The organism is Arthrobacter sp. 10T425 (genome assembly GCF_056393985.1).
Genome location: NZ_JBFTGZ010000001.1, coordinates 52118 through 67320, shown reverse-complemented (window position 1 = coordinate 67320; position 15203 = coordinate 52118). Strand labels below are relative to the sequence as shown.

General features: G+C 66.7%; 15 protein-coding genes and 2 tRNA genes. 5 read left to right on the top strand and 12 right to left on the bottom strand.

Translation table 11 applies throughout. The features are described 5' to 3' along the window. The first annotated feature begins 49 nt into the window (after nt 1–49). On the top strand, nt 50–1111 hold the full coding sequence (locus AC1DDH_RS00365; protein ID WP_476954596.1) for an endonuclease/exonuclease/phosphatase family protein: 1062 nt from the start codon (nt 50–52) through the stop codon (nt 1109–1111). On the opposite strand, the gene AC1DDH_RS00360 is transcribed toward AC1DDH_RS00365, so the two are convergent. The 3 genes from AC1DDH_RS00360 to AC1DDH_RS00350 form a co-directional block, all read right to left on the bottom strand. After that, on the bottom strand, nt 1108–2202 hold the full coding sequence (locus AC1DDH_RS00360; protein WP_476954595.1) for a glycerophosphodiester phosphodiesterase: 1095 nt from the start codon (nt 2200–2202) through the stop codon (nt 1108–1110). The two genes, AC1DDH_RS00365 and AC1DDH_RS00360, sit on opposite strands and share 4 nt — an antisense overlap. A gap of 172 nt (nt 2203–2374) precedes the next feature. Next, entirely contained in the window at nt 2375–3166 is a 792-nt protein-coding gene (locus tag AC1DDH_RS00355) for an SDR family oxidoreductase (RefSeq protein ID WP_223917446.1), read from the bottom strand. A 27-nt stretch (nt 3167–3193) separates the two neighbouring features. Further along, nucleotides 3194–3583, bottom strand: a complete 390-nt coding sequence (locus tag AC1DDH_RS00350; protein WP_476954594.1) for a DUF488 domain-containing protein — start codon at nt 3581–3583, stop codon at nt 3194–3196. 106 nt (nt 3584–3689) lie between these two features. On the opposite strand from AC1DDH_RS00350, the gene valS reads away from it, so the two are divergent. Beyond that, on the top strand, nt 3690–6308 hold the full coding sequence (valS, locus tag AC1DDH_RS00345; protein WP_476954593.1) for a valine--tRNA ligase: 2619 nt from the start codon (nt 3690–3692) through the stop codon (nt 6306–6308). A gap of 90 nt (nt 6309–6398) precedes the next feature. Here the strand turns inward: valS and AC1DDH_RS00340 are convergent, their stop codons facing one another. After that, nucleotides 6399–6692 (bottom strand): putative quinol monooxygenase, encoded by a 294-nt coding sequence (locus AC1DDH_RS00340; RefSeq protein ID WP_290370347.1) that lies wholly within the window; start codon nt 6690–6692, stop codon nt 6399–6401. Between the two features lie 285 nt (nt 6693–6977). On the opposite strand from AC1DDH_RS00340, the gene AC1DDH_RS00335 reads away from it, so the two are divergent. Together AC1DDH_RS00335 and AC1DDH_RS00330 are read left to right on the top strand one after the other, a co-directional pair. Further along, nucleotides 6978–7451 (top strand): DUF6325 family protein, encoded by a 474-nt coding sequence (locus AC1DDH_RS00335; RefSeq protein ID WP_243177222.1) that lies wholly within the window; start codon nt 6978–6980, stop codon nt 7449–7451. A 1-nt stretch (nt 7452) separates the two neighbouring features. Beyond that, nucleotides 7453–7599 carry a hypothetical protein gene (locus AC1DDH_RS00330; RefSeq protein ID WP_155855732.1) on the top strand — a complete coding sequence of 49 codons (147 nt, stop codon included), beginning with the start codon at nt 7453–7455 and terminating at the stop codon, nt 7597–7599. Nucleotides 7600–8138: 539 nt separating this feature from the next. Here AC1DDH_RS00330 and AC1DDH_RS00325 read toward each other — a convergent pair. The 6 genes from AC1DDH_RS00325 to AC1DDH_RS00300 form a co-directional block, all read right to left on the bottom strand. Then, nucleotides 8139–8744 carry a mycothiol-dependent nitroreductase Rv2466c family protein gene (locus AC1DDH_RS00325; protein ID WP_459386006.1) on the bottom strand — a complete coding sequence of 202 codons (606 nt, stop codon included), beginning with the start codon at nt 8742–8744 and terminating at the stop codon, nt 8139–8141. A gap of 113 nt (nt 8745–8857) precedes the next feature. Then, complete coding sequence (gene clpX, locus AC1DDH_RS00320) at nt 8858–10141, bottom strand: ATP-dependent Clp protease ATP-binding subunit ClpX (protein WP_476856918.1); 1284 nt, start codon at nt 10139–10141, stop codon at nt 8858–8860. A gap of 131 nt (nt 10142–10272) precedes the next feature. Continuing rightward, entirely contained in the window at nt 10273–10932 is a 660-nt protein-coding gene (locus AC1DDH_RS00315; protein ID WP_026266422.1) for an ATP-dependent Clp protease proteolytic subunit, read from the bottom strand. 38 nt (nt 10933–10970) lie between these two features. Then, entirely contained in the window at nt 10971–11609 is a 639-nt protein-coding gene (locus AC1DDH_RS00310; RefSeq protein WP_028277848.1) for an ATP-dependent Clp protease proteolytic subunit, read from the bottom strand. Between the two features lie 308 nt (nt 11610–11917). Then, nucleotides 11918–13312 (bottom strand): trigger factor, encoded by a 1395-nt coding sequence (tig, locus tag AC1DDH_RS00305; RefSeq protein ID WP_476850146.1) that lies wholly within the window; start codon nt 13310–13312, stop codon nt 11918–11920. A 68-nt stretch (nt 13313–13380) separates the two neighbouring features. Beyond that, nucleotides 13381–13455 (bottom strand) — tRNA-Pro (locus AC1DDH_RS00300). A 132-nt stretch (nt 13456–13587) separates the two neighbouring features. Between AC1DDH_RS00300 and AC1DDH_RS00295 the strand changes: the two genes are divergently transcribed. Beyond that, nucleotides 13588–13658 (top strand) — tRNA-Gly (locus AC1DDH_RS00295). Between the two features lie 109 nt (nt 13659–13767). On the opposite strand, the gene AC1DDH_RS00290 is transcribed toward AC1DDH_RS00295, so the two are convergent. Further along, on the bottom strand, nt 13768–14685 hold the full coding sequence (locus tag AC1DDH_RS00290) for an Fpg/Nei family DNA glycosylase (RefSeq protein WP_476954592.1): 918 nt from the start codon (nt 14683–14685) through the stop codon (nt 13768–13770). Continuing rightward, nucleotides 14685–15176 (bottom strand): ribose-5-phosphate isomerase, encoded by a 492-nt coding sequence (locus AC1DDH_RS00285; protein ID WP_290370304.1) that lies wholly within the window; start codon nt 15174–15176, stop codon nt 14685–14687. The genes AC1DDH_RS00290 and AC1DDH_RS00285 overlap by 1 nt, the downstream gene beginning before the upstream one ends. Nucleotides 15177–15203 lie beyond the last annotated feature (27 nt).

The window sequence follows — 15203 nt, the reverse complement described above, 5'->3', positions numbered from 1 at the left end:
CTGCATAGACTCATGCCATGACCGTCCCCCGGCCGCCCCGGGCCTACCCGTGAAGCGCCGCAGCGCCAGCCGCCGGTGGCAGGTGTCCTCTGTCCTCTGCGCCGCGCCCGTTGCGGTGGTATCCATCTTCCGGGCGGTCCCGGGGCCCTGGCCGGCCCCGGTGGTCCAGCTCGTGGCCTTCACGCCCTGGTTCGCGCTCCCTGCGGGCGCGGCCCTCCTGCTCGCGCTGCCGGGGCGGCGTCCCTGGGCGGCCCTCCCGGCCGGCGCCCTCCTGGCCCTCCAGCTGCTGTGGCTGTTCCCGCCGGACCGGGTGGCGGACAGGCTTCTGCCCCGGCAGGCGGATTCGCTGCCTGGCGAGCAACGGAGCACGGGGCAGGCACAGTCCACAGCCCCGGCGCCGACGGCGGAACTTACGGTCATGAGCCTCAACGCCTGGAAAGGCCAGGCGGACGCCGCGGAAGTTGTCCGGCTGGTGCGTGAAAACGGTGTCGGGCTCCTCGCCGTCCAGGAACTCTCCCCGGACCTGGAAAAACGGCTGGACGCGGAGGGGCTGGACGCGCTGCTTCCGCACCGGATCAGCCGCTCGAGGGACGGCGCGGGCGGCGGCGCCGTGTACTCCTCACGCCCGATCATTCCGGTGGACTCCGTGGACGGTTCCGCCTTCCACATGCCAACGGTGCAGCTGGAGCTCGACGCCGGCGGCCGGCCGGCCCCCCTCACCGTGACCAACGTGCACACCAAGGCTCCGGTGTGGGGCCGGGCCGGGCAGTGGCGGAGTGAATTGGCTGCCCTGGGCCGCCTTGCCGCCCGTCCCGGCAGCATGCTGCTGCTGGGCGACTTCAACGCCACCCTCGACCACGCCGAGTTCCGCCAGATCCTTCAGGGCCCTGACGGCACCGGGCCCGGCGGCCCCCGCGTCGACGCGGGCGCCGCCGCCCTGGCACGGCTGGTTCCGACCTGGCCGATGGCCGGGCCCCCGCTGCCGGGCGTGGTGATCGACCACATCGTGACCAGCCCGCAGGTGGGCAGCAGCGGCTATGCCGTGCTGCCGGTGGCCGGGACGGACCACGCGGCGGTCCTGGCCACGTTGTCCGTCCCCGCGGCGGACTAGCTGCGCGGCAGTTTCATGCCGGACTCGGCCATCACGTCCCGGAGCCGGTCCGGGTAATCCGTGATCAGCCCGTCCACGCCGGCACCGATGAGCGCCCGCATGGTGGGCTTGTCATCAACGGTCCACGGAATGACCTGCATGCCTGCCGCATGGGCACGGCGGACCATGTCGGCGGTGACGTAGGGAACATAGCCCGGATCCGTCACGGCGCCGTCCTGCGGCGTGCCGTGCACGGGAGAGATGGCGTCGAAGCCCAGGGACGAGGCTGCGGCGACGAGGTCACCGCCGAAGTCATCGGCGTCGATGCCGCCCAGCCACGGCGACTTGCCGGGCTGGCCTGCCTGGAGGAAGTCCTTGTTGGTCAGGGCCACGGTGCGGATCTGGGGATCGCGCTGCTGGACCAGGCGCAGTGAGCCCCAGTCGAAACTCTCGATTGAGACGCGGCTCTGCATGTCGGCGGCCTTGATTTCGCGGAGCGCGACGTCGACGAACTGCTCCCGCGGGGCCGTTTCCTGCGGCGCCCCTGCCTCGACCTTGGTTTCGATGTTGAACTTCACCTGGCTGGCGCGGTGCGAGTCCGCCAGGGCGAAGACCTCGGCCAGCGTGGGCATCTTGGCGCCCGGCGAGGCCACCTGGCCCGGGAACTGGGGCAGCGTGAGGGTGCCGCAGTCCAGGCTGCGGACCTGCGCGAACGTCAGGTCCTTGATGTATTTGCCCACGTAGGGGAACTGTGGGTCGTTCGGCGTGACAGGAGCCGTATCCAGGCACTTCTGGCCGCTGATCTTGCGGTCGTGGGTGATGACCTCGTGGCCGTCCTTGGTGATCTGGAGGTCCAGTTCGAGGGTGGAAACGCCGGTCTCGATCCCCTTGGCGAAGGACGCCAGGGTTGACTCGACAGTCAAGCCGATGCCGCCTCGATGGGCCTCGAGGTCAAAGTGGTTGCCCTGGCTGTTGGGGTTCGTGTCGGCCGCGTGGGCCTCGGCGGCGTTTGCCTGGGCGGCGTTTGCCTGGGCAGCGTTTGCCTGGGCAGCGGCGGCGAGGAGCAGGGCTGCGCTGAGTACGGCAGCGCCGAGCTTCGTCGGGGTTCGCATGGGAAAGTTCTCCACTCTGGTGGTGTGCAGTTGCATGCGCCACCTTGCCCAACCCCGGCCAACTCCGGACCAGCGCAGCCTGACCTGCGCCCCACGCCTCGGTGAACGTCAGGTGTCGCAGCCGGATGTCCCGGCCCCTTGCCCCGCCCTTGGCCCCGCTCCTGGCCCCGCCCTACTGGTTCTTGCGGATCAGCTTGTAGTTGGCCGCCTGCGCCACCGGGCGGATCACGATCTGGTCCAGGTTGATGTGGTGCGGCGCGACGACGGCGTAGCGGACCACATCGGCCACGTCCTCGGCGGTCAGTGGCTTCTCGACTCCCTGGTACACCTTGGCCGCCGCGTCCTGGTCGCCGAGGCGGTTCAGGGCGAATTCCTCGGTCTGCACCAGCCCGGGGGCCACCTCGATCACGCGGAGGTTGTGCTCGGCCTCTTCGAGCCGCAGGGCGCCGGTCAGGGCGTGCTGGGCGAACTTGGCCGCGTTGTAGCCGCCGCCGCCCTCATAGGCCGCGAGCCCGGCCGTGGAGGTCAGGTTCAGCACGGTTCCCTCGCCGCAGGCACGCAGCATGGGCAGGAACGCGCGGATCAGCTTCATGCTGCCCAGCACGTTGACCTGGAACATCCATTCCCAGTCCTCGGTTTTGGCCCCGGCGACCTTGTCGGCGCCGCGGGCACCACCGGCGATGTTGATCAGCGTGTCGATGCCGCCGGCGCGGGTCACCTCATCGAGCAGCCGGGCCACATCGGCGTCGTCGGTCACATCGGCGGGAAGGGCGACGGCGCCGGTTTCGGCGGCGAGCGCTTCGAGCCGGTCGGCACGGCGGGCGACGGCGAACACGGTCCAGCCTTCCTTGCGGAGCGCACGCACCGTGGCCTCGCCGATTCCGGTGCTGGCGCCGGTGACTACTGCTGCTTTGGCTCCTGCTGCAGTGAATTCTTGTGTGTTGTTGTCGATTCCCTCAGTCATGGCACCACAGTAACGGCAATGCCGGGCTCATTTCCTGCTGCTGCTGCCGTGCTCCAGGAACTCCTGCAGCACCCGGGCATGGGCGGTCTCCGGGTCCCGTGCACCGAACAGCAGCGTCACTTTCCCGTGCTCCGCCGCGAGTCCGTACAGCGTCTGCACGGCCGGGTTGCCCTCGAGCTCGGCTTCGTAGGCCGCCCGGAAGTCCGCGAACCGTTCCTGCATGTGCCCGAATTCCTTGCGCAGCGGTGCAGACGGTGCCACGTCCTTGAGCCAGAGCTCCAGGTGGGCCCGTTCCTTGCTGACTCCGCGGGGCCAGAGCCGGTCCACCAGGACCCGGCAGCCGTCGTCGTCGGAAGGGTCGTCGTAGATGCGCTTGATCACGAAGGTTCCGGCAGAATTACCCTGAGAATTGCCCATCTGCGCATGCTACTTCACGTTACTTGGGCGGCGCCCACACCCGGAGATCCCGCCGCCGGCCGCATCCCGTACATCAGGGGATGGGAGTTAGTGGAAGAATTGGCCCATGGCTGAAGACAATCAGGGTACAGACACGCCCACCACCGCCCCCATCAACGTTCCGGACAAGCCCGCCCTGGAGGGGCTGGAAGAGGCGCTTACGCAGCGCTGGCTTGGCGAAGGGACCTACAAGTTCAACCCGGACACCACCCGGGAGCAGGTCTACTCGATCGACACTCCCCCGCCCACGGCATCGGGATCCCTCCACGTGGGACACATGTTCTCCTACACCCAGACCGACGTCCTGGCGCGCTATCAGCGCATGACCGGCAAGAACGTCTTCTACCCCATGGGCTGGGACGACAACGGCCTGCCCACCGAGCGCCGCGTGCAGAACTACTACGGGGTGCGCTGCGATCCCGCGATCGCCTACGACGCCGGCTACCGCCCCCCGGCCGAGCCCGCCAAGAACCAGCGCGACTTCGACGTCATCTCCCGCAAGAACTTCATCGAGCTGTGCGAGGAGCTCGCGGTCGAGGACGAGAAGGTCTTCGAGCACCTGTTCCAGACCCTGGGCCTGTCCGTGGACTGGGATCTGACCTACCGGACGATCGATGACAAGTCCCGCGCCATCTCGCAGCGCGCTTTCCTGGCCAACCTGGCCGCAGGCGACGCGTACATGGCCGAGGCCCCCACCCTGTGGGATGTCACGTTCCGCACCGCCGTGGCCCAGGCCGAGCTCGAAGACCGCGAAGTCGCTGGCGCCTACTACCGCTACCCCTTCTTCACCGAAGACGGCGAAAAGATCTTCATCGAAACCACCCGCCCCGAGCTGCTGGCCGCCTGCGCCGCGCTCGTGGCCAACCCCGACGACGAGCGCTACAAGCCGCTGTTCGGCAAGAAGGTCACCTCTCCCCTGTTCGGTGTCGAGGTAGAGGTCAAGGCCCACCCGCTGGCCAAGGCAGACAAGGGCTCCGGCGTCGCCATGGTCTGCACCTTCGGCGACCTCACCGACGTCACCTGGTGGCGCGAACTGCAGCTGCCCACCCGCGCGATCGTGGGCCGCGACGGCCGCATCATCGGCGAGACCCCGGAGTGGATCACCACCGAAGAAGGCCGCGCCAACTTCGCGGCCATCGCCGGCAAGACGGTGTTCAGTGCCAAGGAGTCCGTGGTGGAGCTCCTGGCCGCCGCGGAACTGCTTGACGGCGAGCCCAAGAAGATCATGCACCCGGTGAACTTCTTCGAGAAGGGCGACAAGCCCCTCGAGGTCGTCACCTCACGCCAGTGGTACATCCGCAACGGCGGACGCGACGAGGACCGGCGCGAACGGCTGATCGGCCGCAGCAACGAGATCGAGTTCCACCCCGCCTTCATGCGCTCCCGCTACGAGAACTGGATCTCGGGGCTCAACGGCGACTGGCTCGTGTCCCGCCAGCGCTTCTTCGGCGTGCCGGTACCGGTCTGGTACCCCCTGGATGCCGACGGCAACCCCGAATACGACGCACCGATCGTCCCGTCGGACGCGCAGCTGCCCGTGGACCCCGCGGCAGATGCGGCCCCCGGCTACGAGGAAGCCCAGCGCGACGTGCCCGGCGGCTTCACCGGCGACGCGGACGTCCTCGACACCTGGGCCACGTCCTCCCTGACCCCCCAGATTGTGGGCGGCTGGAGCACCGACGAGGCGCTCTTCGCCAAGGTCTACCCCTTCGACGTGCGCCCGCAGGGCCATGACATCATCCGGACCTGGCTGTTCTCCTCCGCCGTCCGCGCCGACGCGCTGCAGAAGACCGCACCGTGGAAGCACGCGGCCATCTCCGGCTGGATCCTGGACCCGGACCGGAAGAAGATGTCCAAGTCCAAGGGCAACGTCATTGTGCCCACGGATGTGCTGGAGGAGTACGGCTCCGACGCCGTGCGCTACTGGGCTGCCTCGGCCAAGCTCGGCGCGGACACCGCCTACGAGATCGCGCAGATGAAGATCGGCCGCCGCCTGGCCATCAAGCTGCTCAACGCCTCCAAGTTCGTCCTGAACCTGGGCGCCACCGAGGACTCGGTCGTCTCCGGCGACCTGTCCGTGCTGAGCAACCCCTTAGACCGGGCCGTCCTGGCCCAGCTCGCCGACGTCGTCGAGCAGGCGACCAAGGCATTCGAGGGCTACGACTACGCCCGGGCGCTGCAGATCACCGAGAGCTTCTTCTGGAACTTCACCGACGACTACGTGGAACTCATCAAGGACCGTGCCTACGGTGCGGCAGGCGAGGAGCAGCAGGCATCCGTGCTGGCCGCCCTCGCGACGAGCCTGGACACCCTCCTGCGGCTCTTCGCGCCGTTCCTGCCGTTTGCCACGGAGGAAGTCTGGAGCTGGTGGCGCACCGGTTCCGTGCACCGCGCCCAGTGGCCCTCCGCCATCGCGGTCGACGGCGACACTACCCTCCTGGCCACGGTCGGCACCGCGCTCAGCGGCATTCGCAAGGCCAAGTCCGAGGCCAAGGTCAAGCAGCGCACCGAGGTGCTGTCCGCGACGATCACGGCCTCGGAATCCCTCACGACCCAGCTCAAGGCCGGCCTCGCCGACCTCAAGGCCGCGGCCAACGCCCGTGAACTGGCGCTTGTCGCCGGCGAGGGTGAACTGGCCGTCAGCGACGTCGTGCTGGCACCTGCCGAGCCGCCCGTCCAGGCGTAGTCTCCGGCGGAAACAACACGAAGGGGCCCTCGGCCCGGTTCAGAGAAGCAATTCTGATCCGGCGGGGCCCCTTCGGCGTCGCGGGGAGGCTCAGACCGCGAAGGACGTCTCGAAGTGCGTCAGCACCGGCGGGGCGGCCAGGAGTTCTGCCAGCCCGCTAGCGCCGTCGCCTGCGCGCCAGGCGCGATAGGCGGCGTCGTGTTCCATCGATACCCACTGTTCGACCACGAGAAAATGCGCCGGATCCGCGCTGTCGACCAGCACGTCGACCCCGAGGCAGCCGTCAAAGGCGCGCGTATCGGAGAGAATATCGCGGAGCACCGCGGGCGCCGTGGGCAGGGCTTCGGCTTTGACGTTCAAGTCGAGATGGGCTGTAACGGGCATGGCGCTCCAATGTTCGCAGGTGGGGACAGGACAAAACCGGGTACAACCGGGCGGGTTGCCCGGAGATCACGGCACGGGGACCGCTGCCCCGTCATTGGAAGCAACAGCCGGGCCGCCGGGCTTGTTCCTTCGGCCCGGAACCCGGGGCAGCTCAAGCAGATCTACCGCTGAGGCGTGAGGTCACCCGGCACGGGTGAGGCGCCGCACCTCACCGGGGGCACAGAATGAAGGTGCAGCGGTCCGTCGGATCGCCTCGAACCCCAAGAAGAAGCGGAGGTCATACGCATGACTGAGACACTCGATGAACTGGGGCCGGTCGACTGGATCGTCGTTGAATTCCCCGGACCCGATTTCGGCAAGGGCCAGATCGCCCCATTCCTGGAGGACCTGGTCCAGCGTGACCTCGTCAGGGTGCTCGACATGGTGTTCCTGAGGAAGATGGAGGACGGCACTCTCGAGACGGCGGAGATCTCCGATCTGGACCCGAGCGAGCTCGGCGAGGTGCGCACGGCCGAGGCCGACCTGGCCATGGTGCTCTCTGAGCAGGATGTCATGGACCTGGCCGAGACGATCGCCCCCGGCCACTCCGCCGCGGTGCTCGTCTGGGAGAACCTGTGGGCGGCCCCGTTCGGCACGGCAGTCCGTAAGGCCGGCGGCCAACTCGTGGCCAGCGGCCGGATCCCGACCCAGGCCGTCATCGCCGCCTTCCAGGCCGACGCCGAAGACCAGTCCCCTGAAGAAGCGATAGAAGGAGCCTGACATGCCACTGGCAGCACGACGCAGACGCAGGACCGCAGCCGCCGTCGGCGGGGCCGTTGTCGTCGCCCACGGGATCAACCGTCGCGGCGACCGGCGGGAAGACCGCCGTGACGACCGCGGCGACCGCCGGGAAGACCGCCGCGACTAACACCCGCGGCTGACCCCCGCGACTGACAACGCGGAGCCGGCCCCGGGCACCCGCAGGTGCGCATGACTCCTCCCGGGTCGTGCGCACCTGAACAATGCCCGCTCTGCACCCCGGAAGCGCCCCTGGACGGCGATCTGACGAATTTGGTCACACTGCTTTGGGCCGCACTGTTTTTGGGCAAGGTGTTTTTGGGCAAAGCAAAGTGTTTTTGGGCAAAGGGGAAGCCCCATCAGCGTTAGCCGTTGGTGGGGCTTCGACTTTTCGATTGTCACGTGACGTCTTAGACAATCTGGCGGGATCCTTAGACTTCCAGGTCTTCCTACCTCGTCACTGGTAGCCATCATCTGACTTTGCCGAAGGCTGCGTCGGATGAGTGTCACTGAATCTTTGGTTCCTGCGTCCCTCTCCTTTCGAAGTGGGTAAGTTCTATTGTTGTCCTCCGGCCTGCTGTGCACAAGAGCCCCGGCAGAACTACATCGGAGTAGTTCTGCCGGGGCTCCCGGGAGGCCGGGCAGCGGCCCGGCCCGGCGTGTTCAGGCCTAGTTAAAGACCGGGCTTTCGGTACGGCTGCGCTTGATTTCGAAGAAGTACGGGAAGGATGCCAGGGTCACCGTGGCGTCCCAGATCTGTCCTGCTTCCTCGCCGCGCGGGATGCGCGTCAGGACCGGGCCGAAGAAGGCCGTGCCGTTGAAGGCGACGACGGGTGTGCCCACGTCCTGTCCGACCAGCGAGATGCCTGCCTCGTGGCTGGCGCGCAGCTTTGCATCGAATTCGTCGCTCTGGCCCGCGGCGGCAAGCTCGGCCGGCAGTCCGGCCTCGGCCAGCGACTTGGCGATGACCTCGTCAATGTCCTTGATGCCTTCGTTGTGGATCTTGGTGCCCATGGAGTCATAGAGCGCCTTGATGAATTCGGCACCGTGCTGTTCAGCGGCGGCGGTGATGACGCGGACCGGAGCCCACGCCTTCTTCATGAACTCGCGGTACTGCTCGGGCAGTTCCTCGCGGCCCTCATTGAGCACGGCGAGGCTCATGACATGCCACTCGGTCTTGATGTCGCGGACTTCTTCGACTTCACCGATCCAGCGGGAGGTGACCCAGGCGAAGGGGCACATCGGGTCGAACCAGAAGTCGGCTTTGTTGGTCATGGTTTCAGACACAGGTGTTCTCCTTAGGGAAGTCTGCGGGGAAAGCGCCGGCGCGGATCACGCACACGGCGCGCTAAAAACTACAGCGACCTTGGCCGCGTTAATATTCCGGATCAGGCGGATTTGCGCCGTTTGACCTCGTCGTGGGCGATCATCGTGGGCGTCGCCTTCTTGGTCACGACCTCTTCGGTGATCACGACGCTGGCGACGTCGTCGCGGCTGGGGAGGTCGAACATGACCGGGAGCAGGACTTCCTCCATGATGGCGCGCAGCCCCCGGGCCCCGGTGCCGCGCTCCAGCGCCTGGTCGGCAATGGTGTTGAGGGCCTCGTCCTCGAAGATGAGCTCGACGCCGTCGAGCTGGAACATCTTCTGGTACTGCTTGACGAGGGCATTCTTCGGCGTCGAGAGGATCTGGATGAGCGCGGCGCGGTCCAGGTTGGAGACGGTGGTGATGACGGGCAACCGGCCGATGAACTCCGGGATCAGCCCGAACTTGAGCAGGTCTTCCGGCATGACCTCGCCGTAGGAATCCGTGGTGTTCTTGACCTCGTTGAGCGGGGCGCCGAATCCGATGCCCTTGCGCCCGGACCGCGAACCGATGATGTCCTCGAGCCCCGCGAAGGCGCCGGCCACGATGAAGAGCACGTTGGTGGTGTCGATCTGGATGAATTCCTGGTGCGGGTGCTTGCGTCCGCCCTGCGGCGGGACCGAGGCCACCGTGCCCTCGAGGATTTTCAGGAGCGCCTGCTGCACGCCCTCCCCCGAGACGTCCCGGGTAATGGACGGATTCTCGCTCTTGCGTGAGATCTTGTCGATTTCATCGATGTAGATGATGCCCTGCTCGGCCTTTTTGACGTCGTAGTCGGCGGCCTGGATGAGTTTGAGGAGGATGTTCTCAACGTCCTCACCGACGTAGCCGGCTTCGGTCAGGGCCGTGGCGTCGGCGACGGCGAACGGGACGTTGAGGCGGCGGGCGAGGGTTTGGGCCAGATAGGTCTTGCCGCAGCCGGTGGGTCCGATCAGCAGGATGTTGGACTTGGCGATCTCGACGTCGTCGTGGTGCACGCCGTCGGCGAGGCTGCCGCTCTTCGGCGCGTGGCCGGCCTGGATCCGCTTGTAGTGGTTGTACACCGCGACGGCGAGCGAACGCTTGGCGGGTTCCTGGCCAATCACGTATTCCTGCAGGAAATCAAAGATTTCGCGGGGCTTGGGCAACTCGAAACTGCCCAGGTCAGCTACTTCCGCGAGTTCCTCTTCGATGATCTCGTTGCAGAGTTCGATGCACTCGTCGCAGATGTAGACGCCGGGCCCGGCAATGAGCTTGCGGACCTGCTTCTGGCTCTTTCCGCAGAAAGAACACTTCAGCAGATCTGTGCTCTCGCCAATCCGAGCCATGTGTGAACCCCTTTAGTAGCTTGCTGCTGGCTGTGACATGTTCCACTCTAGGTCACTTTGGGCCCGTTGGGTGGAAAGCGGACGCCGGTGCGGCCAAGTAAAAATGCCGCACCGGCGCCGCGGATTGCTGATTAGCGCGCGATTGCCTGGGGCTTGATCTTGCGGGAATCGAGGACCTGGTCAATGAGGCCGTACTGCATGGCCTCGGCGGCCGTGAGGATCTTGTCCCGCTCGATGTCGTTGTTGACCTGTTCCGGCGTCCGGCCGGAGTGCTTGGCCAGCGTGTCCTCGAGCCAGGAGCGCATGCGCATGACCTCGGCGGCCTGGATCTCGAGGTCCGAGGCCTGCCCGCCCTGTCCGCCGGACAGCGAAGGCTGGTGGATCAGTACGCGGGCGTTCGGCAGTGCGAGGCGCTTGCCCGGCGTGCCGGCCGCGAGCAGCACGGCGGCGGCGCTGGCCGCCTGGCCGAGGCAGACGGTCTGGATCTCGGGCCGGATGTACGTCATGGTGTCGTAGATCGCGGTCATGGCGGTGAAGGAACCGCCAGGCGAGTTGATGTAGAGCGTGATGTCGCGGTCCGGGTCGGTGGACTCGAGCACCAGCAGCTGGGCCATGACGTCGTCGGCCGAGGCGTCGTCGACCTGGACGCCGAGGAAGATGATGCGGTCCTCGAACAGCTTGGTGTACGGGTCCTGGCGCTTGAAGCCGTAGGGGGTGCGCTCTTCGAACTGGGGCAGCACGTAGCGGCTGCTCGGCAGGTTGCCGGCAGTCGAACCGAAGTTGTAGTTCATGTTCATTGCTCCTGAATTCATTGCTGTCTACCTGCCGGTCAGTTCTCGGTGGCTGTCGCAGCGCCGCCGCTGTTCCCGGAGCCGTTGGCGTTGGTTCCGCCGCCGCCTGCCACGGATCCGGCGTGTGCGGCGATCTTGTCGAAGAAGCCGTATTCGAGGGCTTCCGGGGCCGTGAACCACTTGTCGCGGTCGTTGTCCTTGAGGATGGTGTCCACACTCTGGCCGGTCTGGTCCGCGGTCAGCTCGGCCATGACTTTCTTCATGTGCAGGATCAGCTCGGCCTGGATCTTGATGTCCGACGCCGTGCCGCCGATGCCGCCGGAGGGCTGGTGCATGAGGATGCGGGCGTTGGGGGTGGCGTAGCGCTTGCCCTTGGTGCCGGAGGAGAGCAGGAACTGGCCCATGGACGCGGCGAGGCCGGTGGCGACCGTGACAACATCGTTCGGGATGAACTGCATGGTGTCGTAGATGGCCATGCCGGCGGTGACGGAGCCGCCGGGTGAGTTGATGTAAAGGTAGATGTCCCTTTCAGGATTCTCCGCCGAGAGCAGCAGCAGCTGGGAGCAGATCGCGTTGGCGTTATCGTCGCGGACCTCGGAGCCGAGCCAGATGATGCGCTCTTTCAGCAGGCGGTTGTAAATGTAGTTATCCTGGGCTGCCGGATCGACCGTGGCCATCCGGGGTGCCCCTGCTTGCTGTGACATATGTACTTACCTCTCGCTGGCGACGGTGACGCCACTGGACGACATCACTGAACTTTCCTACAGCGACACTAACCGTTTTCACGCCCGCTTTGTTCGCTGGCGCCGGGCTGTTCGCTGACGGCGCACGATTGCCGGGACCCCGCGCGCCGGGTCCTGGATGCGGGCCCTTCCCGGCTCCCGAACAGACCGTGCCGGCCGGGCATGGCCGCAGGCGGGGGCTTAAAACAGACGGCCCCCGGATCGGTGATCCGGGGGCCGACTGTTCTAAGTCTCAGTGACTGCTAGAACTTCACTGCTGCGGGGTCATCGCTCGGCGTGGCCTCGGTGCTGGCTTCTGCCGAAGCCGCTTCGTCCTCAACGGTCTCGGCGGCCGGGGCGGCTTCGTCGCCGGGGCGGACGAAGTCGCTCAGGTCAACCTTGTTGCCCTCGGAGTCGGTGACCTCGGCCTGGCCCAGCACGACGGCCAGTGCCTTGCGGCGGCGGACCTCGGAAACCATCATGGGCACCTGGCCGCTCTGATCGATGATCTGGGCGAACTGGTTCGGATCCATGCCGTACTGGCTGGCGGTGGTGACGATGTAGTCGATCAGCTCGTTCTGGCTGACGTTGACTTCTTCCTTCTCCGCGATGGCGTCGAGGATGATCTCGTTCTGGAAGGCGCGCTCGGTGTTGGCCTTGACCTCGGCGCGGTGCTCCTCGGTGTCGTGCTCGCCTTCACCGTGGGCGTTTTCGGCGTTGAAGTGCTGCTCGAGCTGCTCTTCGACGATCGACGCCGGGACGGGAACCTCGACGAGCTCAACGAGCTTGTCCAGGACCTTGTCGCGGGCCTCGACGCCCTGGTCAACAATCTTGGACTCGGCGGCCTGCTTGGCGAGGTCCTCACGGAGTTCGGCGAGGGTGTCGAATTCGCTGGCGAGCTGGGCGAAGTCGTCGTCGGCGACGGGGAGCTCGCGCTCCTTGACGGCCTTGACGGTGACCTTGACCTGAGCGGACTCGCCGGCGTGCTCGCCGCCGACCAGCGTGGTGTCAAAGATGGCGTCCTCGTCGGCGCTGAGGCCGGTGACGGCCTCGTCGAGGCCTTCGAGCATGGTGCCGGCGCCAACCTGGTAGGACAGGCCGGAAGCGGAGTCAACATCGGCGCCGTCGATCGAGGCTGCGATGTCGATCGTCAGGAAGTCGCCATCGGCGGCCGGGCGGTCCACGGACTTCAGCGTGCCGAAGCGGCCGCGGAGCTCGTCCAGGGCCTTGTCGACGTCGGCGTCGGAGGACTCGGCGGCGGCGACCTCAACCTTGATGCCTGCGTAGTCGGGCAGTTCGATTTCGGGGCGGATGTCAACCTCGGCGTGGAACTTGAGCTCGCCGTCGGTGGCGGACGGGTCCGGAACCTCGGTGATCTCGACCTCGGGACGGCTCAGCGGGCGGATGCCGGTTTCCTGCACGGCGGCCTGGTACCAGCCGTTGAGGCCTTCGTTGATGGCCGTCTCCAGGACGTAGCCGCGGCCAACGCGCTGGTCAATGAGCTTGGAGGGGACCTTGCCCTTGCGGAAACCGGGGACCTGGATCTGCGAAGCAACAGTCTTGTATGCCTCTGCGATGCTGGGCTTCAATTCCTCAAAGGGGACCTCAACATTGAGCTTGACCCGCGTGGGGGTGAGGTTCTCGACAGCGCTCTTCACAGTCTAAGTACTCCTGGTGTGGGGGGTATGGGGTTCTGCATTGCCACGTGCTGGCAGTGCTTGCAGAGTCGGGGTGACAGGATTTGAACCTGCGACTTCCTGCTCCCAAAGCAGGCGCTCTAGCCAAGCTGAGCTACACCCCGTAAGTGCACAGAACAGTCTACGGTCATACTGTGCCGATTTGCACATTTGACACCGGGGCCTTGAATTGGGTTTAGTTGTATCCGGCTTGAACAGCCGCCCGGAAGTTTTGCTGGAGTTCCAGTGAGATCCCCGGGGACGTAGCTTAATGGTAAAGCCTCAGTCTTCCAAACTGATTACGCGGGTTCGATTCCCGTCGTCCCCTCAGAAATATGACGAAAAAAGCCCCTCTCCGGAGGGGCTTTTTTCGTTCCTCTCCAGGCCCCGGCGGCCGGAGCTTGGAAGGGCAGGCGTGCAAGGGCAGGCGTACCGGCTCAGGCCGGCTGGCAGGCCGGGCACCAGTAAAGCTTCCGGGCGCCGAGCTCGGTCAGCGCCACCGGCGTTCCGCAGTCCCTGCAGCCAAGTCCGTGCCGCCGGTAGACGAAGTGCGCCTCCTCCGGGGCCGGCAGGACGCCGCGGGATATGCCGGCTCCGGCCCCGTTCCAGTACTGCGGCGGCGTCGTGATGATCCGGCCGTCCCGGACGCCGTCGGTCATCATGGCCGCGGTGTCGTCCCAGAGCCGGCGGGCCGCGTCCGGTGACAGTTCGGCGCCGGGCAGCCAGGGGTTGAGCCGCTGCCGGAACAGGAGTTCGGCCCGGTAGACGTTCCCGACGCCGGCAATCACCTTTTGGTCCATCAGCAGGGCCGCCAGCGGTGTGCGTTTGGCCGCCACGGTGGCGCTGAAGGTGTCCCGGTCTCCCGGAAGGTTCCGCAGCGGGTCCGGGCCGAGCCGCGCCAGTACGGCCGCCGCTTCCGCGTCCGTGATCGCCTCGCACGTGGTCGCGCCGCGGAGATCGGCCCAGCCGTGCGCGCCGGCGAGCCGGACGCGGACGGCACCGACCGGCGCGGGCGGGCCCTCATATGCGGCGGGACCGGCCGCCTCAGCGTCGTCGTAGACTTCCCGCTCCCCCACCTTCCGGGGCGCGCCAATGCTGGAGGCGCCGCGGAAGGTGGCGTCACCGCCGAAATCCCAGGCGCCATAGAGGCCCAGGTGGACGTGCAGGAAAAGCCCGTGCCCGAACTCCAGGAAGAGGTGCTTCCCGTGCGCCACGGAACTGACGAGGGTGTGGCCGTCCAGCAGCGCCGCGCCCTGGGCAAACCGGCCCTGCGGACTGGAGACCGCGAGCCGCTCCCCCGCGAAGACGTCCCCGAACTGGCGGGCCAGCCGGTGGACGGAATGCCCCTCCGGCACTAGTCGATGACCTCGCCGGTGCGCTCGTACGTGGCGATCTTGCCGATCCGGCGGACGTGGCGCTCATCGTTGCTGAAGGGTTCGGCCAGGAACGCCTCGATGATTTCCGTGGCCTCGTCGACGCTGTGCTGGCGGCCGCCGACGGCGACGACGTTGGCGTCGTTGTGCTCACGTGCCAGCTGGGCGGTGGACAGGTTCCAGGCCAGCGCGGCACGGACGCCCTTGACCTTGTTGGCGGCGATCTGCTCGCCATTGCCAGAGCCGCCGAGGACTATGCCGAGGGCGTGGGTTCCGGCCTCCTGGTCCGCGACGACGGCGAGGGCGGCGTTGATGCAGAACGACGGGTAGTCATCCAGGGCGTCGTAGACCTTCGGTCCGTGGTCCACCACCTCATAGCCCTTGGCGCCGAGGTGGCTGACCAGGTGGGCGCTGAGCTCCATTCCGGCGTGGTCGGTGGCAATGTGCACGCGGGGCAGGTCAGAAATGGTCACGGCTGTTCCGTTCGGTTGCGGCGCCGG

What these genes read in the sequence shown, in the direction of transcription:
- AC1DDH_RS00360 (WP_476954595.1), bottom strand. Translation starts at nt 2,202, where the DNA reads ATGCGAACCCCGACGAAGCTCGGCGCTGCCGTACTCAGCGCAGCCCTG.
- AC1DDH_RS00355 (WP_223917446.1), bottom strand. Translation starts at nt 3,166, where the DNA reads ATGACTGAGGGAATCGACAACAACACACAAGAATTCACTGCAGCAGGA.
- AC1DDH_RS00350 (WP_476954594.1), bottom strand. Translation starts at nt 3,583, where the DNA reads ATGGGCAATTCTCAGGGTAATTCTGCCGGAACCTTCGTGATCAAGCGC.
- valS (WP_476954593.1), top strand. Translation starts at nt 3,690, where the DNA reads ATGGCTGAAGACAATCAGGGTACAGACACGCCCACCACCGCCCCCATC.
- AC1DDH_RS00340 (WP_290370347.1), bottom strand. Translation starts at nt 6,692, where the DNA reads ATGCCCGTTACAGCCCATCTCGACTTGAACGTCAAAGCCGAAGCCCTG.
- AC1DDH_RS00335 (WP_243177222.1), top strand. Translation starts at nt 6,978, where the DNA reads ATGACTGAGACACTCGATGAACTGGGGCCGGTCGACTGGATCGTCGTT.
- AC1DDH_RS00330 (WP_155855732.1), top strand. Translation starts at nt 7,453, where the DNA reads ATGCCACTGGCAGCACGACGCAGACGCAGGACCGCAGCCGCCGTCGGC.
- AC1DDH_RS00325 (WP_459386006.1), bottom strand. Translation starts at nt 8,744, where the DNA reads ATGACCAACAAAGCCGACTTCTGGTTCGACCCGATGTGCCCCTTCGCC.
- clpX (WP_476856918.1), bottom strand. Translation starts at nt 10,141, where the DNA reads ATGGCTCGGATTGGCGAGAGCACAGATCTGCTGAAGTGTTCTTTCTGC.
- AC1DDH_RS00315 (WP_026266422.1), bottom strand. Translation starts at nt 10,932, where the DNA reads ATGAACTACAACTTCGGTTCGACTGCCGGCAACCTGCCGAGCAGCCGC.
- AC1DDH_RS00310 (WP_028277848.1), bottom strand. Translation starts at nt 11,609, where the DNA reads ATGGCCACGGTCGATCCGGCAGCCCAGGATAACTACATTTACAACCGC.